Source organism: Streptomyces sp. CBMA152, from assembly GCF_014596475.1.
Taxonomy (GTDB): domain Bacteria; phylum Actinomycetota; class Actinomycetes; order Streptomycetales; family Streptomycetaceae; genus Streptomyces.
Genome location: NZ_MECJ01000002.1, coordinates 91,333 through 112,903 on the forward strand (window position 1 = coordinate 91,333; position 21,571 = coordinate 112,903).

Annotated in this window: 20 protein-coding genes; 7 read left to right on the forward strand and 13 right to left on the reverse strand. The window is 71.2% G+C overall.

Going from position 1 to position 21,571, the window contains the following annotated elements:
* Positions 1–98 precede the first annotated feature (98 nt).
* From BG418_RS01435 to BG418_RS01445, 3 genes are all read right to left on the reverse strand, one after another.
* Entirely contained in the window at positions 99–632 is a 534-nt protein-coding gene (locus tag BG418_RS01435; protein WP_188271768.1) for a hypothetical protein, read from the reverse strand.
* A gap of 158 nt (positions 633–790) precedes the next feature.
* Positions 791–1,903 (reverse strand): sugar ABC transporter substrate-binding protein, encoded by a 1,113-nt coding sequence (locus BG418_RS01440; RefSeq protein WP_188271769.1) that lies wholly within the window; start codon positions 1,901–1,903, stop codon positions 791–793.
* A gap of 182 nt (positions 1,904–2,085) precedes the next feature.
* Positions 2,086–2,799 carry a TetR/AcrR family transcriptional regulator gene (locus tag BG418_RS01445; protein ID WP_188271770.1) on the reverse strand — a complete coding sequence of 238 codons (714 nt, stop codon included), beginning with the start codon at positions 2,797–2,799 and terminating at the stop codon, positions 2,086–2,088.
* Between the two features lie 148 nt (positions 2,800–2,947).
* Between BG418_RS01445 and BG418_RS01450 the strand changes: the two genes are divergently transcribed.
* Both BG418_RS01450 and BG418_RS01455 read left to right on the forward strand, forming a co-directional pair.
* Positions 2,948–3,916 (forward strand): NAD-dependent epimerase/dehydratase family protein, encoded by a 969-nt coding sequence (locus BG418_RS01450; protein ID WP_188271771.1) that lies wholly within the window; start codon positions 2,948–2,950, stop codon positions 3,914–3,916.
* A gap of 69 nt (positions 3,917–3,985) precedes the next feature.
* Positions 3,986–5,488, forward strand: coding sequence for an MFS transporter (locus tag BG418_RS01455; RefSeq protein ID WP_188271772.1), 1,503 nt, complete (start codon positions 3,986–3,988; stop codon positions 5,486–5,488).
* Between the two features lie 24 nt (positions 5,489–5,512).
* Here BG418_RS01455 and BG418_RS01460 read toward each other — a convergent pair whose 3' ends face one another.
* The gene (locus BG418_RS01460) at positions 5,513–5,782 is read right to left on the reverse strand and encodes a DUF3303 family protein (protein WP_223184202.1); all 270 of its coding nucleotides are present in this window, start codon (positions 5,780–5,782) and stop codon (positions 5,513–5,515) included.
* Between the two features lie 262 nt (positions 5,783–6,044).
* Between BG418_RS01460 and BG418_RS01465 the strand changes: the two genes are divergently transcribed.
* On the forward strand, positions 6,045–7,547 hold the full coding sequence (locus tag BG418_RS01465; protein ID WP_188271774.1) for a sigma-70 family RNA polymerase sigma factor: 1,503 nt from the start codon (positions 6,045–6,047) through the stop codon (positions 7,545–7,547).
* 24 nt (positions 7,548–7,571) lie between these two features.
* Here BG418_RS01465 and BG418_RS01470 read toward each other — a convergent pair whose 3' ends face one another.
* On the reverse strand, positions 7,572–8,396 hold the full coding sequence (locus BG418_RS01470; protein ID WP_188271775.1) for a CAP domain-containing protein: 825 nt from the start codon (positions 8,394–8,396) through the stop codon (positions 7,572–7,574).
* A 201-nt stretch (positions 8,397–8,597) separates the two neighbouring features.
* Positions 8,598–9,638 (reverse strand): MarR family transcriptional regulator, encoded by a 1,041-nt coding sequence (locus BG418_RS01475; protein WP_188271776.1) that lies wholly within the window; start codon positions 9,636–9,638, stop codon positions 8,598–8,600.
* A gap of 284 nt (positions 9,639–9,922) precedes the next feature.
* On the opposite strand from BG418_RS01475, the gene BG418_RS01480 reads away from it, so the two are divergent.
* Complete coding sequence (locus tag BG418_RS01480; protein WP_188271777.1) at positions 9,923–10,609, forward strand: NADPH-dependent F420 reductase; 687 nt, start codon at positions 9,923–9,925, stop codon at positions 10,607–10,609.
* Positions 10,610–10,620: 11 nt separating this feature from the next.
* Here the strand turns inward: BG418_RS01480 and BG418_RS01485 are convergent, their stop codons facing one another.
* The 3 genes from BG418_RS01485 to BG418_RS01495 form a co-directional block, all read right to left on the reverse strand.
* Positions 10,621–11,160: a hypothetical protein gene (locus BG418_RS01485; protein ID WP_188271778.1), complete on the reverse strand. Its 540-nt coding sequence runs from the start codon at positions 11,158–11,160 to the stop codon at positions 10,621–10,623.
* On the reverse strand, positions 11,157–11,786 hold the full coding sequence (locus tag BG418_RS01490) for an RNA polymerase sigma factor (protein WP_188271779.1): 630 nt from the start codon (positions 11,784–11,786) through the stop codon (positions 11,157–11,159). Before BG418_RS01490 ends, BG418_RS01485 begins: the two co-directional genes overlap by 4 nt.
* 67 nt (positions 11,787–11,853) lie before the next feature.
* A complete protein-coding gene (locus BG418_RS01495) occupies positions 11,854–12,330 on the reverse strand; it encodes an LPXTG cell wall anchor domain-containing protein (protein ID WP_188271780.1) in 477 nt (158 codons plus the stop codon).
* Between the two features lie 133 nt (positions 12,331–12,463).
* Here BG418_RS01495 and BG418_RS01500 point away from each other — a divergent pair, with 133 nt between their 5' ends.
* The gene (locus BG418_RS01500; RefSeq protein WP_188271781.1) at positions 12,464–12,724 is read left to right on the forward strand and encodes a hypothetical protein; all 261 of its coding nucleotides are present in this window, start codon (positions 12,464–12,466) and stop codon (positions 12,722–12,724) included.
* Here BG418_RS01500 and BG418_RS01505 read toward each other — a convergent pair.
* The gene (locus tag BG418_RS01505; RefSeq protein WP_188271782.1) at positions 12,708–13,601 is read right to left on the reverse strand and encodes a LysR family transcriptional regulator; all 894 of its coding nucleotides are present in this window, start codon (positions 13,599–13,601) and stop codon (positions 12,708–12,710) included. The genes BG418_RS01500 and BG418_RS01505 overlap by 17 nt on opposite strands.
* A gap of 323 nt (positions 13,602–13,924) precedes the next feature.
* On the opposite strand from BG418_RS01505, the gene BG418_RS01510 reads away from it, so the two are divergent.
* Complete coding sequence (locus BG418_RS01510) at positions 13,925–16,261, forward strand: molybdopterin cofactor-binding domain-containing protein (RefSeq protein WP_188271783.1); 2,337 nt, start codon at positions 13,925–13,927, stop codon at positions 16,259–16,261.
* An 8-nt stretch (positions 16,262–16,269) separates the two neighbouring features.
* Complete coding sequence (locus tag BG418_RS01515) at positions 16,270–16,746, forward strand: (2Fe-2S)-binding protein (RefSeq protein ID WP_188271784.1); 477 nt, start codon at positions 16,270–16,272, stop codon at positions 16,744–16,746.
* Between the two features lie 189 nt (positions 16,747–16,935).
* Here BG418_RS01515 and BG418_RS01520 read toward each other — a convergent pair whose 3' ends face one another.
* Genes BG418_RS01520 through BG418_RS01530 form a run of 3 tightly spaced genes read right to left on the reverse strand, consistent with a single transcriptional unit; the run spans position 16,936 to position 21,556 of the window.
* On the reverse strand, positions 16,936–17,217 hold the full coding sequence (locus BG418_RS01520) for a hypothetical protein (RefSeq protein WP_188271785.1): 282 nt from the start codon (positions 17,215–17,217) through the stop codon (positions 16,936–16,938).
* Positions 17,214–19,691 carry a hypothetical protein gene (locus tag BG418_RS01525; RefSeq protein ID WP_188271786.1) on the reverse strand — a complete coding sequence of 826 codons (2,478 nt, stop codon included), beginning with the start codon at positions 19,689–19,691 and terminating at the stop codon, positions 17,214–17,216. Before BG418_RS01525 ends, BG418_RS01520 begins: the two co-directional genes overlap by 4 nt.
* Entirely contained in the window at positions 19,688–21,556 is a 1,869-nt protein-coding gene (locus BG418_RS01530) for an HSP90 family protein (RefSeq protein WP_188271787.1), read from the reverse strand. The genes BG418_RS01525 and BG418_RS01530 overlap by 4 nt, the downstream gene beginning before the upstream one ends.
* Between the last annotated feature and the right edge of the window lie 15 nt (positions 21,557–21,571).

Genomic DNA, 21,571 nt, shown 5'->3' on the forward strand with positions numbered 1-21,571 from the left:
GGCGTTGACGCCAAGGCGGAACATTTGCGTTCAGAATTCAGCCGTTTGCTGCCCGGCTTGCCGCCGGGTGCTTCAACTGATCTGTCTCATCCGTATCGTTACGGGTGCCAGACTTCCTTGATGGCGACAACGTTGCCCTTGGCGTTCAGGGTGACGTCGTAGATGCTGCCCGAGCAGGTGAACGGGGGCTTGACGGCGTCGTGGTCGTTGGCGAGGCAGTCGCCGATGTGGTCCCAGAGCTGGTACAGCTCGACCTTCTTGGTCTGGCCGGAACCCGTGGCGAGCTCGGCCGTGACGTTGTTCTCGAACCAGTACGGCTTGTGCGGGCCCTCGCCGTGGTAGATCCAGTCGTTCGGCGTGCACGCGGGCTTGGCTTCCTGTGCGTGCATGGTGTTCTGCCTGGGCCGCTCGATCGGGTGCAGCATCTTGTGGCCGGCGGGCAGCTTGGGCGGGTTGCCGCAGTCCTGGTTGGGGTCGCCGGCCGGGGTGCCGGCCGACGGAGTCGCCTTGGCGGCGGCGGACTTGGCGGCGGCGGGCGAGGAGCCCTTGTCGTCGGACGGGCCGCACGCGGTGACGGTGACCAGGGCCGCCGCGAAGGCGGCGGCGGTGAGCAGACTACGAGTTGACGCCATGTCAGATATCCCCCGAGGTGGTGCTGAATTTGCGGCATGATCATGCCATACGGCGAGATCAAGCCACCAATCGAGCGGTGTCGGGGGCGATGGCTGCCCGAACCCGGCGTCCAGCCGTCGCGAGCGGGGGCTTCAGTGCTTTCCGGGTTGCTCCCGCGTCACTTCAGGCCCATCGCCTCACATGCGTCCCTGACGTTGGCCGTGCAGATCTCGGACGCCGAGTAGACGCCGTCGCGGATGACGGTCTCCTTGATGTTCGCCTTGGTGAGCGCGACGATCGGGATGATCACGGACGGGATGGCCTTCGTCGTGGGGGAGTCGACCGTCGACTTGGTGATGAGGGTCAGCGGTTCGCCCTTGGCGAGCGAGACCGCCATCTGCGCGGCCACCGGGCCTTCTTGGACGTACGGCTTGTAGACGCTCATGAACTGCTCGCCTTCGACGATGCGCTGCACGCCGGCGAGTTCGGCGTCCTGGCCGGTGACCGGGGGGAGCTTGGAGAGGCCGGCGGCCTTCAGGGCCGTGATGATGCCGCCCGCCATGCCGTCGTTGGCGGAGTAGACGCCGATGATCTTGTCCTTGCCCAGGGCCGAGATCGCGCCCTCCATGTTGGCGTTGGCGTTCTCCGGCTTCCACTCCTTGGTGTCGTACTCCTTGCCGATGTTCACCTTGCCGTCGAGCTCGGCGTGCGCGCCCTTCTTGAACAGCGCGGCGTTCGGGTCGGTGATCGCACCGTTCATCATCACGATGTCACCGTCCTTCGCCTTCGAACCCAGCGCGTCCACCAGGGCCTTGCCCTGCACATGGCCGACCTGCTCGTTGTCGAACGACGTGTACGCGTCGATCGGACCCTCGGCCAGACGGTCGAACGCGACGACCGGGATACCCGACTCCTTGGCCTTCTTCACCGCACCCGCGATCGCCTTCGAGTCCACCGCGTCCACGATCAACGCGTCGACCTTGTTCGTGATCATCGCGTCGACCTGCTGCGTCTGGACCGTGGCGTCCTGCTTGGCGTTCGCGTAGACCACCTTGCCTTTGCCGGCGGTGAGATCGCTGACCATCTTCTCGATCAACGGCTTGTCGAACTTCTCGTAGCGCGCGGTCTGGTTCTCCGGCAGCAGCAGACCGACCTTGATCGCCCCGCCCTTCTTCGCGCCCGGATCCTTGGGGGTGTTGTCGGACTTCTTGGCGCTGCCGCAAGCGGCGAGGGAAACGGCCATCGCGGTGACGCTCACGGCCACGGCGGCACGACGCATACGTGTGTTCATCCAGATACCTCCCTGACGAGGCCGCATCGCTGCGACCGAGGTGGCTGGAAGTCAACTGGGAGGTGTATGGGGCGTCAAGGAGTTGAGGGTTAACGAGACGGCAACTCGCCTTTCCATTGATTAGTCGAACAGGCAACGATTCCGGTTAGTCGGCGTGGTGGTCACGTCAACTGGCCCTGGTGTCACGCCAGTCGGAATCCATCCGCCAGTGCGTCCATCTGTGCCGTGAGCAATGTCCGGGCCCGGTGGCCCATTCCGTCGTACTGGCCCGACACCGCGAGGCTCACCGTGCCGTGCAGCTGCGACCAGGCAACTACCGCGCCCGCCAAGGCCGTTGCGGCCCCGGCGTCCTGGGCCGGGCGGTCGGTGTGCTCCGCGACCCAGTCGGCGACGGCGCCGTCCTGCCGTAGCCACGCGGCCATTTCGTCGACCGGCGGGCGGAACGCGTCGACCGGATCTCCGGCGGCGAAGACCGTGAGGAACGGGCCGAGCGCGGCCCGGGCGCGCTCCAGGGTGTCGGGCGGAGCGGCGTAGCCCGGTACGGGAGTTCCCTGGATCAGCAGATAGCGGTGCGGCTCGGCGGTCGCCCAGTCGAGGCAGGCGTCGGCGAGCGCGTGCAGCGCGGTGCGGGGCGTGCCCACGGTGCTGGCGCCCACGCGTGCGATCGCCTGCGCCAGATCGTCGTACGTGTCCCGGATCAGCTCGCTCAGCAGCTCGTCGCGGCTGGCGAAGTAGCGGTAGAGGGCGGGGCCGGAGAGCCCCATGTCCTTGGCGATCCGGGTGAGCGCCACGGCGGGCGCGCCGCCGTCGGCGAGCTGCTGGAGCGCCGCCGCCTTGATCTCCGCGCGGGTCTGCTCCCGGTAGCGGGCGCGCGGGCTCTTCACTTCGGCGGCCATGGGTCCTCCTGCGTACACGACGGTCTCCGTGTCCGGCACGGCGTCCGAACGCAGTGCACATTCAATCATCCTCTTGCGAGTCGGGATCGCAACAGTTACTGTCCATAACAGAAGCGACAGTACATAACTCAACGCGAAGGGGATCCCCATGTCCAGCACGCCCACCACCTCAACAGCCCGCTCTCTCCATGTCGTTCTGGGCTCGGGCCCGGCCGGCCGGACGCTCGCCGCCGAGCTCGTGAGCCGGGGCCACGTCGTGCGACTGGTCGACCGTTCGGGGTCGGGCGACGCCATCGAGGGCGTCGAGCGGTACGTGGCCGACGTCAGCACCGCCGAGGGAGCCCGCGCCGCCGTCGAGGGCGCGGCCGTCGTCCACCACTGCGTCAACGTCGGCTACCACCTCCAGGTCGAGGTGATGCCCCGCATCCAGCAGGCCGTGCTCGCCGCCGTCGAGGCGGTCGGGGCGCGACTCGTCGTCCTCGACACGCTCTACCCGTACGGGCCGACGCACGGCGAGGTCATGACCGAGGACACCCCGTGGCGGGCCACCTCCCGCAAGGGGCGGATGCGCGCCGAGCTGGACGAGGCGTATCTCACGGCCCACCGCGAGGGCCGTGCCCGTGTCGTCCTCGGCCGGTCGGCGGACTTCATCGGGCCGCAGGTGCTCAACTCCTCGCTCGGCGGCGCGGTGTTCCCGGCCGTGCTGTCCGGGGGCGAGGCGCTGGGGATCGGCGACCTCGATCAGCCGCACAGCTACACGTACATCGGCGATGTCGCCGCCGGACTCGCCACGCTCGGCGAACAGCCCGAGGGCGACGGACAGGTGTGGCATCTGCCCACCGCGCCCGCGGTGACCACCCGTCGGATCCACGCGATGATCGGCGAGCGGGTGGGCGCCCCCGTCAAGGCGACGGTCCTCACCGAGCCTCGCCCGTTCGGGCCGTTCGACGAGGTGTTCATGGCCGAGTACGCCGAGCTCTTCTACCAGCACACCGAGCCGCAGATCCTGGACTCGTCCGCTTTCGAGCGAGCCTTTGGCGCCCGGCCCACACCGCTCGCGCAGGCGCTCGACGCCACCATCGACTGGTACCGCGCGCTGCTCGCGGGGCGGGTCTGACGGGCGGTCGGCGGACGGCGCGCGAGTGCGGGGTGGGGCGAACGGCCCCGCGCATGGGCGATTATGCCCATGCGTCCCCTTCCTGCCGTCCACCTGCGAAAGAAGGCCGCTGTGGCTCCGCACACCGAGGACGGCCGTGGCGGTCGGCCGGGCGCCGCCGGGCCCGCCGCGCCGCCGCCCGACCCGAGCCGTTGGCGGGCGCTCACCGTCTGTCTGGTGGCGGGGTTCATGACGCTGCTCGATGTGTCCATCGTCAATGTGGCGCTGCCGTCGATCCGCGCGGCCCTCAAGGCCCCGGAAGCGGATCTGCAGTGGGTGCTGTCCGGATACGCGCTCGCCTTCGGCCTGTTCCTCATCCCGGCCGGGCGGATCGGCGACGCACGGGGCCGACGCGCGGTGTTCATGACCGGGCTCGCGCTGTTCGTCGTCGCCTCCGCCGCCTGCGGGGCCGCGCAGTCCAGCGGCTGGTTGGTGGCGGCCCGGGCCGTCCAGGGCCTGGCCGGTGGCCTGATCTCGCCGCAGATCTCCGCGCTCATCCAGCAGATGTTCTCCGGAGCCGAACGCGGCCGCGCTTTCGGGATGCTCGGCAGCGTCATCGGCATCTCGACGGCGGTGGGCCCGCTGCTCGGCGGGCTGCTCATCCACGCGGCGGGCGCGCACGAGGGCTGGCGCTGGGTGTTCTACGTCAATGTGCCGATCGGCGTGGTGTGTCTGGTCCTGGCGCGGCGACTGCTGCCCGACACACCATCGGCCCGCCGTGTCTCGTTGCGCAGGCTCGACCCGGTCGGCGTGGCGCTGCTCGGCAGCGGAATGCTGTCGCTGCTGCTCCCGTTCATTCAGGCACAGCAGTGGCACGGCCCCGAGAAATGGCTGCTGTTGGTGCCGGCGGCGGCTCTTCTGTCGGGGTTCGTGGTGTGGGAGCGCCGACAGACCGCACGCGGCCAGTCCCCGCTCCTGGACCTCACGCTGTTCCATGAGCGCAGCTACTGGCTGGGCTGTGCGCTGATCCTGCTCTACTTCGGCGGGTTCACCTCGATCTTCTTCATCACCGCCCTCTACCTCCAGGCCGGGGTGCATCTGAGCGCGCTGGCCGCAGGCCTCGCCATCACCCCGTTCGCCGTGGGCTCCGGGGTCGCCGCCGGGATCGGCGGCCGTCTCGTCGCCCGCTTCGGCCGACGCCTGGTCGCCGTGGGCCTGGCCATGGTCGCCACCGGCCTCGTCGGCACGGCACTCGCGGTGCACCTGGTGGCGGGCAAGTCCTCGGCATGGGCCATGGCCGCGCCCCTGCTCCTCGCGGGGCTCGGCAGCGGCCTTGTCATCGCACCCAACCAGACCCTGACGCTCTCCAAAGTCCCGGTGCGCTCGGCGGGCAGCGCCGGTGGCACCCTCCAGACCGGCCAGCGCGTCGGCTCGGCCGTCGGCATCGCCGCCGTCGGCGCGGTGTTCTTCGCCCGACTCACGCACCACGGCTGGGCGTCGGCGTACGACCACGGCCTGATCGTGTCGATCGCCTTCGTGCTCGGGGCGTTGCTGCTGGCGCTCGCGGACCTGGGAACAGGACTGGAGAGTTGACAGCGACTGTTCGGCGTCAGGTGGTCACCTTCCGAGTGCCGCGAGGCCCTTACGCAGGTCGTCCCGGTCCATGACAGGGGTGACATAGATCTTGGCGCCGAGCTCCATGAAGAACGGCTCCGCGATCTTGGGCATCTGGGACGGGTCCTCAAGGTCGAAGACGATGTACGCCGTACGACAGCCGTTCTGCGTCGTGAAGTAGGCGGCTTCGGGGTTTATGGCCTCCAGCGCCGACTCCATGGTCTTCTGCATGCTGCCGCTTCTGATGTTCTCGTTCGCCTTCTCGGTGTCCATTTCCGCTCTCAACAGCACACGCACGGAACTCACCCTCTCCCGATCGACCGGGCGGGTGCTCGTTCTCGACGCACCGGTCACTCCCGGCCGCGTATAGCACCAGCGTCTCGCTTTCCCCTCATGACCACAACGCGGGGCAGGCCCTGCCAGCCCGGGCGGCAGGGTCTCGTACAAAATGAAGCCCGAGTTCCTGTTATCCCGGCGTCCGGCGGGGGTCTCCGATCGACGGGAGCGTAGAGACGACGCCATGGGTGAGGAACGCATGCACAGGGACAGCACGTCCATGCCGGAGCTGGTCGGCGCGGCACGGACCGGGGACGCGGGGGCGCGGGAACGGCTGGCCGCCGACTATCTGCCGCTGGTCTACAACGTCGTCGGCCGCGCCATGGACGGGCACGCCGACGTCGACGACGTGGTGCAGGAGACCATGTTCCACGCCCTGGAGGGCCTCGACGGGCTGCGCGAGCCGTCCAGGTTCCGGTCCTGGCTGATCGCCATAGCCATGAACCAGATACGCAGACGCTGGCGCACGCAGCAGCAGGCGCCCACCACCAGCCTGGAGCGCCTGGCCGAACCCCTCGACCCCGAGCCGGACTTCGTGGACGTCACCATCCTGCGCCTCGGCCTCTCCGGTCAGCGCCGCGAAGTGGCCGAGGCGACCCGGTGGCTCGACGCGGACGACCGTGAACTGCTCGCGCTGTGGTGGCAGGAGGCGGCGGGCGAGCTCACCCGCCCCGAACTGGCCGAGGCGATGGGGCTGAGCGCCCAGCACGCCGCCGTACGCGTCCAGCGGATGAAGGCCCAGCTGGAGGTCGGCCGGATCGTGGTGCGGGCGCTGGCCAACCGGCCGCTCTGCGACGAACTGGCCGCGCTGACCGCTGCCTGGGACGGCCGCCCCGAACCGGTGTGGCGCAAACGAATAGCCCGGCACACCCGGGAGTGCCGCGCCTGCTCCGGCCACGGCTCCGACCTGGTGCCCGCCGAGGGCCTGCTCGTCGGCCTCGCGCTCATCGTCCCGCTGTCGGGTCTGTACGCGTCCGTCCTCGCCCCGGACCGACTCGGCCTCGCGGCATCGGCGACACCGCTGACGTCCCCCGGCAGCGCGGATATCTCGCCGAAGCCCGGTGCGCGTACGTACGTGGTCAAGGGCGCCGCAGCCGTCGCGATCGGCGTCGTCCTCGGCATCCTCGTCGTACTGCTGTGGCCGGACAGGCGACCCGAGGCCGCCCCCGCCCCGGCGACGGTGACGACTGCGTCCGCCGTCGCTCCTTCACCTTCGTACGTGTCGCCCTCGGCCAGCCCCACACCGCAGCCGACGACGGCCGCTCCCTCGCCCAAGGCCACCACGAAGAGCCCCCGGCCGACTCCGCCGCCCGCGCCGACCCCGGAACAGCGACTCATCCAGCTGGTCAACAGCCGTCGCAGCGCGGCGGGTTGCGCCCCGCTGCGGCGCGATCCTCAGCTCACGACGGCGGCGGTCAGACATGCCCGGGACATGGTGGCGCGTGGCTACTACGGCCATGAGAGCCCCGAGGGGCAGCACGCCGACGCCCGGATGAGGGCCGCCGGATACCCGGTCGGGGCCTGGGCGGAGAACCTGGACAAGGGGACGACGGACCCGGCGGCCGTCGTCAAGGACTGGACCGACGGCTCGATCCACCAGCAGAACATGCTCGACTGCGGTTACCGCGACACGGGCGTGGCCGCCGTGCCCGGCCCGGACGGCACGGTGTGGGTGCAGGACTTCGCCGGAACGCAGTCCTGACCCCACACCCGTGCGGCGGTCGGCTCAGCTGCCGAAGTTCTGGACCCACCAAGGGCCGTTGTCGCTGAGGTTCACGCCCACGCCGATGTCCTTGAAACCGCAGTCCAGGATGTTGGCGCGGTGGCCCGGGCTGTTCATCCAGTCGTGCATCGCGGCCTCGGGGCTCTTGGGGCCCCGGTGGATGTTCTCGCCCCACTTGTGCCAGTCGTATCCGGCGGCGGTCATCCGGTCGCCCGCGTTCTTGCCCTCCGGGGTGTCGTGCTCGTAGTAGTTGCGGGCCGCCATGTCGTCGGCGTGCTCCTGCGCGGAGGAGTTGAGCCGGCTGTCGGCCTTGAACGGCGAGCAACCCGCCTTGGCGCGTTCGGTGTTGGCGAGCGCGATGACCTGCTGGACGTACTGGGCGGCGGTGCCGGTCACCGCGCTTCCAGGCTGCGACACGGGGGACGTACGAGAGGTCCCGCTGTCCGTGTGCCCGGTGGTCGTCGTCGGGGTGGTGTGCGTCTGCGCAGGGTGGGGAGCGGGAGCGGTGTGGCTCGGCTTCGGCTTGGCGGAGGCGGACTTCGAAGGCGTGGCGGAGTGCGTCGGCGACGGTGACGAGAGTGGGGCGGCCGGGTTGGCGGCGGTGTCGAGGATGTGCTCGGTGGGTGCCGCAGCCTCGGTGGCGACCGTCTTGGCGTGGTCGTCGGACTGCGGCCAGCACAGCGCCCCCGTGATGGCCGTGACCGCCACGGTCCCGGCCACCGCTGTGCCGACGGTCTGCGCGGACCACCGCCGCCGCGCGTGCCGCCGCGCGGCCCGCCCCTGGGGCGCCGAGTGCCGGGCGTGGGGGTGCTCGTCGTGGTGCTGCATGGGGCTCCGCTCTCTTTCGGTGCTTGCCGGGGTTGTCCGGCGCATGGGAGAGCGGGCGGGGAGACGGCGATAACGTTTTCTTGCGAGGGTGACGTGGATCACGGTCCGATGTGGGGTTGGGTGCACCTACAGGGGCGCGGGGAACTGCGCGACCAGCCCAGCACGGTCCGCAGCCGAACAACCGCATCCATAAGGCGGCGCTCAGACAACCCGCAACACCGGCTCCGCCGGCCCCGCGGTCGACGAGTTGAGCAGCCCGAGACCGGCCGGAGCCGGGGTGTGCAGGACCGCGTTGCGGTCGCGCGCGGTACTGATCAACCCGGCCGACCGCAACACCGTCGCATGCTCACTCGCACTCGCCGCGGAGATCCCCGCGCGAGCAGCGAGCTGACTGGTGGTCAGACCGGGCTGCTCGGCGATCGCGCACAACACGGTCGCGCGGGTCCGCCCGAGCAGCGCCGACAGCGAGCGCGGCGCGGTCGTCAGCGCACCGGCCGTCGACGGGGCGGGCAGCGCGAGCCCCGGCACCCCGTCCTGCCCGATGGGGAAGCTGATCCACGGCTGGGGCTTGGCGGCGTCGTCGAACAGGGGATGCTCCGACCCGAACAGTGTCGGGATCAGCAACAGACCTCGTCCGTCGAGATACAGGTCGCCCTCATGGCCGGAAATCATGGTCAGTTCGAGCACCGGCGGGTTCCAGCGCACCCGGCGCGGATGGAGCCCCTGGAGCAGCCGCTCCACCCCGCCCTCGGTGAGATGCCGCATCCGGATGGCCCGGTCGGCGCCCGCCAGTTGCTCGATGCGCTGCCAGTAGGGAGCGACGATCTGTTCGTGCGCGTCCTCGAAGACGTCGACGAGACTCTGCAGGAACCGGGGATCGCTGTCCGTATGCCGCATCCACTCCGGGACCCGGCCCGTCCGGTCCACCCACTGCTCCACGTACCGGCGAACGAGCCGGGGCGGTGTGGCCCGTACCTTCTCCCACAACTCCTGCGGACTGCCCGGCTCCACGGGCAGCAGGAAGTCCAGCGACCAGCCCTTGGTGGGGACCACGTCGAAGGCCATACGGGTACGCGGGTCGAGGCGGCCGAACGACTCGCGCCGCCAGGTGTCGAAGCGCGCGTGGTGAAAGTTCTCCTGCAACACCCGCAGGGCGATGTCCAGTTCGAGCAGCGGGCGCGGTCCCTGGGCCACCCGCGTACGGGCGAGATCGTCGGCGGTGAAGTGTATGCGCAGCGTCACTTCGCCGAGCATTGCCGCATGGCGTGTTTCGGACCAGCCCGAAACACGTCACCTCTGCCGTCGGCGGCTTGGCACTCTGAGGGTGCGCAACGGGGGAGTGCCGGCTGGTACACACGGGGGGAGCGACGGCGTGTACCGGCCGGCACGCTGTTGTGCGCGGCCGGGTTGCCCGGTCGGCGTGGCGGGTGCCCGATGCTTGGAAGACCGAACGGCTCGGTTTAGTTTCTCGTTGCACCGGGTGGCCGACGCTGTGCGGCCTCCGTTCCTCGAAAGGATCGAGCCTCATGCGTTACGCAGTCCTCGGTACCGGCGCCGTCGGCCGGAACATCGCCGCCAAGCTCGCCTCCCTAGGCCATGAAGTCGTCGTCGGCACCCGTGACCCGAAGGCCACCCTCGCCCGCACCGAGTCCGATCAGTTCGGCAACCCGCCGTTCGCCGTCTGGCAGCAGGAGCATCCCCGGGTGGGCCTGGAGACGTTCGCCGACGCCGGGGCGTTCGGCGACAGCGTCGTCAACACGACGGCCGGGATGGCGAGTCTGGCGGCTCTGGGCGCTGTGGGCGCGGAGAACCTGAACGGCAAGGTGCTCATCGACGTCGCCAACCCGCTGGACTTCTCCCAGGGCATGCCGGCCTCGCTCGACCCGGTCAACACCGACAGCCTGGGCGAGCGGATCCAGCGGGCGTTTCCGCGGGCGCATGTGGTGAAGACCCTGAACACCATGAACACCAAGATCATGGTCGAGCCGTCCCGGGTCGCGGGCGAGCACAACGTGTTCCTGTCCGGGGACGACGAGGCGGCCAAGAAGGCGGTCGCCGCGCTGCTGATCTCGTTCGGCTGGCCCCAGCAGAGCATCCTCGACCTCGGCGACATCACCACCGCGCGCGGCACCGAGATGATGCTGCCGATCTGGATGCGGCTCATGGGCGCCCTGGGCCACACCGACTTCAACTTCCACATCCAGGGCGCCTGACAGCGGGCCCGCTACGGGGGCGGGGTCGAGGGCGGGCTCATGGACGGCCGGGTCGTCGGCCGCTTCGACGGCTGACGGCTCGGACCAGGGGCGGGCTGCCGGACCGGGCCGCCGCGCGTCGCCTTCGAGGCCCCGGGTGTCGGTACGGCAGGTGAGGTGTCGGGGTCCGCGGTGCTCCTGGTGCCGGTCGGCGGCCGCGAGGGCTCGGGCCGGGGCGACACGCCCGGGGAGGGAACGGTCGAGGGCCGGGGCGCGACTGGACCGGGCGTGGCCGGGCGCACCGGAGTGTGGTCGGGGGCGAATGCCACGTAACCGATCGCCACGGCCGCCACGGTGGCGAGCGCGGCCAGCGGCAGGGCGAACCGCCGGGTCGTCAGGCCGCGAAGTCCCGCCAGTGCAAAGGCGGTTCGGCGCAGATGAGGGCCGGGTGGGTCGGCCGGGCGCAGGTCGCGGACGGTGATGGTCTGCGCGCGGGCCGCGAAGGCATGCCGCAGCCGCGCCTCGACCGGGCGCTCGGGACCCTCGTGGCCGCCCATGTCCACTCCTCTCACGACCGCTCCTTCAAGATCTTCTCCAGTGAGTCCAGGCCCCGGCTCGCGATCGACTTCACCGAACCCCTGCTGATCCGCAGCGTCTGCGCGATCTCCGCCTCGGTCAGCTCGCCCCAGTAGCGCAGCACCAGCACTTCGCGGCGCCGGGCGGTCAACTGCCCCAGTGCAACGAGGACTTCACGGTGCTCCTCGTCGAGCACCACGTGTTCCTCGGCGGAGGGCGCGTCGGCCTCATGAGGAGGTGTGTACGCACGCGCCGTGCGCCGTCTGCGCAGCACCGAGCGCGAGGCGTTGACCACGGCCGTACGCAGATACGCGAGCGCGTTGTCGATCTCGCCGATGTGCTCGCCGTGCCGCCGGTAGAGCGCGGTGAACGCGTCCTGCACCACGTCCTCGGCCGTGGCCCGGTCGTCGACGAGCATCACCGCGAGGTGCACCATGCGCAGCCGGTGCGCGTGGTAGAGCTCGCTGACGGTGGGCCGTACGACACCCGGACCGGACCCGCCCGGGGAGGCGAGGGGCAGCTCGCGGTCGGCCAGCCGGTCCCGGCGCAGCAGCCAACGCCCGAACGCGCGCAGGCCGAAGCCGCCTGGTGGTGCCGGTTGCCGGACAGCGGTGTACTCCATCACGTCCTCGGGTGGAACGGCGCGGCCCCGCCGGGCGGGGCCGCCTGCGCCTCGGTGGTCCGGCGTCTCAGTGGCCGTGCCGCCGCCGGACGGCGTACACGGTTCCGGCGCCCGCCGCGATCAGTACGCCCGCTCCGGTGCCCAGGACCGTGTTGGTGGCGGACGAGCCAGTATGGGCCAACTCGTCGCGGCCGGCGGGCGCGGGGCTGGGTACGGCGCTGGGTCCGGCGTCCGTGGGGGCCTTCGCCGAGGGGCGCGCCGACGGCTCCGACCCCTCGGTGCCCCTGCTCGGCTTCACGGACGGCTCGGCGCTGGGCGGGGACGTCGGGGACTTGTTGGGCGCGGGCTTCTTGGCGGGCGCCGAGGGGGTGGCGCTCGGCTCGGCGGCGTGCGGCGGCACGGCGCTCGGAGCGGTGTGCGCCCGGGCGCCCGAGTCGTCGGCGTACGCCGCACCGGCCAGGGCGGGGACGGCGAGCGCCGCCAGGAGTCCGGTGGCGGCGGCCCCACGGGCGAAGGTGCGGCGGTGGTGCTGGGTGGTGTTCACGTAGGAGCTCTCCAGGTCGGCCGAACAGCGCCGGACGGCGCCCTTCACCCCTGACGACGTGCGGCGAGGGGTGGGGTTGCCGCCGTTCCGGAAAAAGTTTCGGCGCCCTGCGAACCGTCGGCGCACCCGCTCATTGCGCGCCCAGCAGTTCCCCCACCGCCGCGATCCCGGACCGGATCGCCTGCTCGCCCGCATTGCTCGCACGGTCAGCGCGCTGTGGCACTTCGCGTACGACGCCGGAATGGGCCTGGGTGCCATGGGATTCGGGGTGCTCGCGGACCGTACGGGGTATTCCGGGGCGTTCGTGTTCGCGGCCGCGCTGATGCTCCTTGCGTCGGTCCCGGGATGGCGCGACCGCAACGCGAAGGCGGTCGCGCTCACGGGTGGGCGGTGAGGCTGTCGACAACCGTCTGTGCGAACTCCTGGGTCAGCGGCCCGAGCGCGTCCCACTGCCGTACCGCCCAGCCCGCCGCGAGCGGGGGGAGCGCCGGGATGGGGATCAGCCGGAGCGCGCCGTGGCCGGATCCGGTCCAGCCGGGCAGCGCCGGGACGACGGCGTGCCCGAGTCCGAGCTCGGCCAGCAGGATGGCCGTGTCCCAGTCGGCGACACTGGTGGTCGAGGCCAACTGGATGTCCTGGCGGTCGAGTTGGTCCTCAAGATGGGACCGTGACATCGAGTTGGCGGGCAGCTGGATGTGATGGATCAGGGCCAGGTCGGCCGCGTCGATGCTGTCTTTCTCTGCGAGCGGGTCGTCCGCGCGCACGGCGAGGACCCACGGCAGCTCGATCACCGGACGCTGCTCGATGCCGCGTGCGGGCGGGCCGACGGTGATCCAGGCGAGGTCGGACTCACCGGCGGCGAGCGCGTCGAAGCAGCCCCGGCTGGAGTTCTCGGTACGGAACTCCAGCTTGACGCCGGGGTGGCGGCGCCGGAACGCGACGACCCCGTCGGACATGAAGTGGCGCACGGTGGTCGCGCCGGTGGTGATCCGGACGGCGCCGCCGTCGCCCTGCTTGAGGTCCCGCAACTGACGCAGCGCCAGTTCTATCTGGCCGATGCCCTGGGCGGCGGCCTGTTGGAGAATCCGCCCGGCCTGAGTGGGCGCGACACCGCGCGGCTGGCGCTCCAGCAGCGGCAGACCGAGTTCGGTCTCCAGCCGTTTGACGTGCTGGCTCACCGCCGACTGCGTACGGGACAGATCGCGCGCCACCGCGCTCAGATTGCCCGTCTCGCATGCGGCGACGAAGACGCGGAGATCATCGAGAGTCATGCAACCCAAGGTATTGCTTGGATCATTGGAAGAAAACCAGAGGATTGACTTGGGTTTCGGCTCGGTACAACGATAGGGACCGACCCCGGGGCGGCAACCCGACCGTGGTCGTCGACGGGGATCCGGACCTCGACGGCGATCGGCTGCGGAGGGTGTCGACCTTGGTGTCGACACGGGGGAGTTCGGGGGCGGGCCCCAGGTACCTGGGGCCATGTCCCGCCGATCCACGTTCTGCTGACGTCCTGTTTCCTGTCTGGTGTTACTGGTGAGAAATATGTGACGCTGACCCGGCGCGGGTGCGCAGTTGGACGAAAGGACAGTTGATGGCAGCGTCGGGTCGACCTGAGCGTGCGGACGAGGCCACCGTCCATGAAGTGGGACGGCGGCGGTTTCTGGGATATGTGCTCGCCGCCTCGACGCTGACGGTGGCCGCGAGCCTCGGTGAGGCGGCCGTCGCGCCCGTACAGGCAAAGGCGGCGATCCCGTCGCTCCCCGGGCCGTCCGAGATCTACGACCTCAACGACATGCTCACGGACGCCGCACTGCCAACCGCCAACCTCATCACGATCCAGGTCGACGCGGACGGCACCGCCTCCTTCGTCCTGCCGCGCGCCGAGGTGGGCCAGGGCATCACCACCTCCTCCGCGATGCTGATCGCGGAGGAACTGGACCTGCCGCTGGAGAAGGTGAAGGTCTCGCTGGCGGACGCACGGCCGGAGCTCCTGTTCAACCAGATGACCGGCGCGTCCAACACCACGATCTCCACATTCACCCCGATCCGGGTGGCGGCGGCGACCGCCCGGGCCCGGCTCCTGGAGGCCGCGGCGGCCCAGTTCGGCGAGGCCGCCTCGACGCTCACCACCCGCGCGGGTGTGGTCACTTCACCGAGTGGAAAGACCGCCACCTACGGCGAGCTGGCGGCGAAGGCGGCGAGCCGGACCACGCTCCAGCTGGCGGTCACGCTCAAGAAGCCCGCGCAGTTCGGCGTCATCGGCACCCCGCGCGGCCGCATCGACGCGCTCGCCGCCGTCACCGGTCGCAAGCAGTTCGCGATGGACGTGCAGGTCGCGGACGCGCTGCCGACGATGGTGTGCCGCCCACCGACGATCAACGGAACGGTACGGTCGGTCGACAACCGGGCCGACGTCCTCGCGATGCCCGGCATCACCGATGTCGTCACCGTTCCCACAGGAGTGGCGGTGCGCGGGCGGACCTTCGGACAGTGCATCGACGCCGTACGGGCGCTGCGCGTGTCCTGGGGCCCCGGCACCGCGGACGGGGCGTCCGACGCCACCGTCCTCAAGGAGCTGCGCAACGCCGAACTCCCGCTGGTGATCCCGGCGTTGGACCCCCTGGTCAAGTCGGTGGACGCGCGCTTCACCTTCCACTTCGCCAGCAACAGCGCCCTGGAGCCCAACTGCGCGATCGCGGACGTCAGGAGCGACCGCGCCGAGATCTGGGGGTCCCTGAAGACCCCGATCGTCGCCCAGGAGCGGATCGCCCTCAAGCTCGGCCTGCCGCTGTCCGCCGTGAAGGTCCATGTCACCGAGGGCGGCGGCTCGTTCGGCCGCAAGCTCTTCTTCGACGCGGCGGTCGAGGCGGCCCAGATATCGCAGGCGATGGGCAAGCCGGTCAAGCTGATGTGGCACCGTACGGACGACTTCCGCCAGGGCCGCACCCATCCGATGTCGACCTCGCGTGTCCGAGCCACGTACGCGCTGGGCGAAGTCCTCTCGTACGAGCAGCGGCACACCTCCGTGGCCACCGACTTCGGGCACGGGCTCGGCGAGATCATCACCTCGATGGCGGCGAAGCTGCCGGTCGGCGATCTCGCCTTCTCCGAGACGATCTTCGAGCTCACCCAGCAGAGCCCGTACCACTTCGGCGCGACCACCCAGCTGCTCAGCGAGGTCGACAAGGGCTTCAACACCGGCAGTATGCGCAACATCTACTCACCCAATGTGCGGTGCGCCCAGGAGCTCGTCGTCGACCAGCTCGCGGCGAAGATGGGCAAGGACGCGTACCGGTTCCGCCGCCAGTTCCTCAAGGAGGACCGGGCGCGGGCCGTGCTCGACAAGGTCGCCCAGGTCGGCGAGTGGGGCCGCCAGATGCCGGCGGGCACCGCGCAGGGGATCGCCGTGCACCCCGAGTACCACGGGTTCGTCGCGGTCCTCGCCGAGATCGACTGCCGCCCTGAGACGACGGGCAGGCAGATCCCCGACGCGTACACCGGCCCGCGGGTCACCCGGGTCGTGTGCGCGGTCGACGTGGGTCTGGCCGTCAACCCGCGCGGTCTGGAGGCCCAGATGATGGGCGGGATCATGGACGGCATCGCCGTCACCCTCAGCTCCGGCCTCCATCTCCAGGACGGCCACTTCCTCGAAGGCAGCTGGGACAACTACTTCTACACCCGTCAGTGGAACACCCCGCCCGAGCTGGACATCATCGTGATGCCGTCTACCAGTGAGAAGCCGGGCGGCGCGGGGGAGTTGGCCGTCGCGGGCGCGATGGCGGCGGTCGCCTGCGCGTATGGCCGGGCCACCGGCACCATGCCGACCACCTTCCCCATCAACCACGACGGCCCGCTCGGCTTCGAACCGCTGCCGACCGTCCCCCCGATCCCCGCGTCCCCCACCGACGGCCTCGGCCGCGCCTACTAGGAGCATCCGTGCCTCTGCACACCTTCATCCTCAACGGAAAGCCGGTCTCGGCGGACGTCGAGGACGACGTACGGCTGCTCTGGGTGCTGCGCGACGTCCTGGGCGTGACCGGACCGAAGTACGGCTGCGGCCTCGGCGTCTGCCAGGCCTGCACCAGCCACATCAACGGCAAGGCGTTCAACCCCTGTTCCGTGCCGGTCAAGGACATCCGCCCGACGGACGAGGTCACCACCATCGAGGGCCTGCCCGCCACGGTCGGCAAGGATCTGCACCCGATGCAGGAGGCCTGGCTGGAGTACGACGTCGCCCAGTGCGGCTACTGCCAGCCCGGCCAGATCATGGCCGCCGTCGCCAAGGTCCGCCAGGCCCGCGCCGCCGGCCATGAGATCGGCGACGCGGACTTCGACGAGATCCGCAACATCTGCCGCTGCGGTACGTACCACCGCATACGGGAGGCGATCAGGGCGGGGGCTAAGAACTTCTGAGCGCTGCCGGAGGTCCCCCCGTCGTTCGGCTGCGGGGCGGTGGGGGCTGGTCGCGCAGTTCCCCGCGCCCCTTAAGTGGCCGGGACCGCAGCGGACTTCCACCAGGGCGCTTCAGCGGAGCTTCACGTGGCGCCGTGCCCTGTTTGGTGTGTTGAGGGGCACGGGGCCACGCATGGTCCGCAGTCGAAATCAGCCCAACCCGTCCGCTCCAAACTCCGCCTGAACGGCGGCGGCCTGATCGAGCAGCCGGACCATCTCGGCCCGCATGGCGATGCTCTCCGCGCTCTCTGGGTCCTCCTCCTCATGGAGGACGTCTTCCAGCAGCGCGGCCATCTGCCGCCACGTCTGCGCCAGCTCGTACCGCAGCGCGGGTTCCGCCGACCCCTCGACAACGGCCAGTGCCTGGTCCATCAGGGCACGGGCCCGCCCGTACGCCGCACCCGGATCCGTATCCGGAGACTCGTCGCTCACGGCCAGCCACGCCAGTGACCGCAGCACCCGCACCTCGCCCACCGGGTTGTCACCCGCGAGCCGCCACAGCTCCAGGGCCCGCCGGTACGCGGACTCCGCCTCGGCGCGCAGCCCCGCCGCCCCCAGGCATTCCGCCGCCGAGTGCGCGAGGCTCGCCTGCGGCCGGGGGGCGTCCCAGTCCTTGGCGGTCTCGGCGGCCAGCAGATACTGCTCGGCCGCCGCCCGGGGATCGTGCAGCTTGCGCAGCAGCGCGCCGAGCGTCTGCCGAGCCTCCACAGCCGCCTCATCGCCCTGTTCCACCAGGTCGGGCAGCGCCGACTGCAGCACCTCGGCCGCCTCGGCCGTGCGCTCCGCCTCGGCGTAGGCACGGGCGAGCAGCAGCCGTGCCCGGGCTCCGCCGGTCGCCGCGAGCCCCTCCTGGTCGAGCCAATGTGCCGCATCGAGGGCGTGCGCCGCCGCCTCGTCGGCCCCGTCGGCTCGCGGCGCAACAGGATGTCCGCGAGGGTGAGCCGTACGGCCGCCTGCGCCTCGCCGTCGGTCAGCTCGGCGGCGTGCCCCAGCGCCGTACGCGCGGTGGACTCGGCCGCTTCCAGGTCGCCCCGGGCAGCCAGCACGCTCGCCCGTATCGACAGCGCCTCCACCGCGTCCCAGGGCCGCTCCACGCCGAGGCAGCGGTCCGCCGCCGACACGAGCAGCCGCTCGGCACGGTCGAGCTGACCCACCGTCAGGGCCAGTCGTGCCAGCGTCAGCTCCGCATCGGCGAGCACGTCGTCGACATCCGCCTGGCCGTCCGCCTCCCCGACGGCATGCCTGGCGACGAAGTCCTCCAGCTCGGCCACGAACTGCGGGTCCACCGTCTCCTGCGACTCGCGGCCGCGCAGATACGACTCGATCTGGATGGTGGCCAGTTCGGCCGCCACGATCCGGCGACGGCGGGCCGGGTCCGCCTCGTCCAGGGCCCGCGCCGCATCCGTCGCCGCCGCGAGCAGCTCCCGTATCTCCGTGGGCTCCGCGCCGAACTGGGCGGCGGTGCCCGCGAGCGCCAGCTCGGCGTACGCCGCCCGGGCGTGCTGCCCGGCCGACCGGTGAGCCTCCGCCGCCTCCACGAACAGGGTCCGGGCCCGGTCGGAACCCGCGCGCGCAGCGCCGACCGCGCGGTGCTCAAGCACTTCGCCCGTCACGCCCGTGTCGGGCAACTCCTCGCCCGCATCGGCGAGTTCGGTGATCCGTGCCCACAGTCCGTCGGCCGCCGGATGCCCCTGCTTACGCAGCGCACGCGCACGCTCGACCAGCGACGCGATGTCGGGGGCGGCCGTGTCCGGGGCGCTCGCGGCGGGGGCAGCCGTCCCGACGGGCAGCCCCGCACTCCGCACCCCCAGCGGCAGCACCTCCACCAGCGGCTGCCGCTCGATCCGCTCGGCCAGCCGGTCGGAGACGAGCGTGGTGCCGTTGCGGGCGTCGAAGCGGGCCGCGATGCCGGTGGCGTCCGCGTACAGCCGCTCGTACAGCTCATTCACCGAGCTGGCCGAGCCCTGGGAACCGGGGACCGCCGGACGGTCGCCGTGGCCGAGCTCGATGAGCCGGCGCAGCAGTACGAGGATGCCGCCCGCGAACTCCATCTGCGACTCCGCGTCCGCGAGCGGGCCCAGGTGCGCGGCGTGCTCGGCCAGGATCTCCAGGCCGCGCGACTCGTTCCCGGTCAGCGCGCAGAACTCGATGTGCTTGCCGACCGAGCGCAGAAGGCTGTCCTTGCCGCGCGCCATCCGGTATCCGCGCAGATGGTGGGCGCGGGCCTCGTCGAGGCGGCCGAGGCGCACCAGCGGGAACAGCGAGTGGGCGAGCACCCGGTGCGGCTCCTCCATGCAGGACTTGCCGCCGGAGAGCACCGGCTCCCACACCTCGATCGCCTTGGCGTCCTCGCCCTTGCGCGCCCAGTACCAGCCCTGGGTGTTGATCTCACAGGCGTGGCAGTCGCTCATTTGGTCGCGCGGCGCCGCCGTCCAGCCCGCCGCGGCCCGGTCCATGCGCCCCTCGTCGCCGGTCGCGTCGGCGAGGTGGAACTCGGCCTGGCGCACGGCCCGTTCGCTGTATCCGGCCAGCCGGTAGCGCCGCTCCATGTCGGTGAGCCAGCGCTCCACCGCGGCCAGCGGGATCTCCGGGGACTCGACGATCCGCCCGGCCACCCACTTGAAGCGCCAGAACAGGCTGTGCACCTCATAGGCGGCGAAGGCCGACGGGTCCCGGTCGTACTCCTGGAGCAGCCGGGCGAACGGCACCACCATCTTGGTGCGCTCGGCGCTCCACTCGTACGCGTCGATCAGCCGGTCCAGCGCCTGGCGGAACAGCTCGCGGTCGCCCGTGGCCTCGGCGGCGGCGCTCAGCGACTCGGCGCGCGCGTTGCGCGCGGCGCCATACGGAGCCTGCCCGTTCTCCGCCAGGCCCTGGCGGATCTGTTCGGGGGTCAGCGCGCTCACTTCTGGTCCTCCTGCGGGTCGGCGCCGCGGTCGGCGGAGTGGGTCGCCCATTCCAGGAGCCCGAGGAAGGCCCGGTTGAGCAGGGTGGTGTCGGCGGGGCGCAGCGGGCGCTGCGACATGAGGAGCGCCTGGCCGTAGAGCGATTCGACCGCCGTGCCGGTGAGGTCGGCGTCGGGCAGCGCGGCGATACGGCGGATCAGCGGGTTGTTGTGGTTGAGCACCAGCCGGGCGCGCGGGGCCGAGCCGTGCAGCGCGCCGAGGATGTCGTTCCACAGCGAGTCCGCGTTCTCCTGTGCGGTGGCCCGGTCCCGCTCGTGCCGGGCCTGCCGGTCGTCGAGGAACAGCGCGGGCACGCTCACCGGCTGGAAGGCGCGCAGCACCACGTCGCAGCCGTGCGTGTCGAGCCGTGTGCGCGCGGTCGCGAGGAAGCCCGCGAGGGAGAGCTCCGCCGTGGTGGGGACGGGGTCGAGCCGGTCGGTGACGGCGCCCGCGTCGAGCTCGGTGACCTTCAGGCCCGGCCGGATGCCGGGCAGCAGGGCGAGCAGATCGGCGTCGTACGTATAGCCCGCGTTGACCACACCCAGGCCGTGCGCGGCGGCGATCGGGGCGATCTGGCGGAACTCCTCCACGGTCCGGGTGAAGTGGATCTCGGAGTGGGCGGCCGTGAACTCGTCGAGGCTCTGCTGTCCGTCGTTGGTCTCGAACGGCAGCCACGGCAGCATCAGCTCGAACAGCTCGGCGTCGTGCCGGGCCAGCGACTTCACCCCCAGGTGGTGCACGGCCAGGAACGCGGCCAGGCGCTGCGGGTCGCCCGCGGCGAGCTCCGCCAGCCACTGCCGTACGCGCGCGCCCAGAGCGTCACGGACGGCGGCCAGCGTCTCGTCGTCGTACAGGTTCTCCCGAGAGGCGGTGGGGCGCAGCGAGTCGGTGTCGACCACGGCCCGGACGAAGAAGGCCCACTCCGGCAGCAGATTGTCCGCGTGGTCGGTGAGCAGCATGCCCTTCAGATATGTCCGGTGCCCGGCCCTGTGCGCCGGACTGGTCGGCTCCGGCAGCACATACGCGACCCCGCGCACCCCGGCGACCGGCAGGTCGAGGTCGATCGAGTCGAGCGGAGTGAAGCCGAAGAGCTGAGCGCAGTGCCCGGAGAGCGCCACCCGGCGGGCGGTCGGGGTCGCGTACTCCCGGTCCCAGACGGCGGGCCGGTCGGTGACCGGACGCTCGGCGCCGTCGTCACCGGCGAATGTGATGTCGTACGGCAGCAGGGCCCCGAAGTCGCGGGCCAGCTCCTCCACGCGCGCGGCGGCCGTCCACTCCTCGGCGCCGGGGCGCGGCTCCAGATACACGGTGGTGCCGGGCTCGGGCCGGGCCTCGTCGGGCAGTGTCCGGACGGTGTACGAGCCGTCGTCGCAGGCCAGCCACTCCACCGGGGCGGCGTCGGGGGTGCGGGCGGAGCGGGTGACCACACGGATCTGCCGGGCCACCACGAAGCAGGCGAGCAGGCCGATGCCGAACTGGCCGAGGAACTCCCGGCGGGCGGACTCCAGACCGTGTTCCCCGCCGCGCTTGGAGCTGCGGCCGATGGTCGCGAGCAGCGTGTGGACCTCGTCGGCGGTCAGGCCGATGCCGCTGTCCTCGATGGCGACGCGGCCGGCCACGGCCGTCAGCCGGATCCGGATCCGCGCGCCGGGTTCATGCGCCCGGCGGGCGGTCACCGCGTCCACCGCGTTCTGCAGCAGCTCGCGGACGTAGACCCGGGGGCTGGAGTAGAGATGGTGGGAGAGCAGGTCGACCAGACCCCGCAGGTCGACCTGGAAGCTGCTGACGTCCGGCGGGTTCTCGTCGGTCCGGGCGGCAGAAGTCATGGCGCATCACCTCGC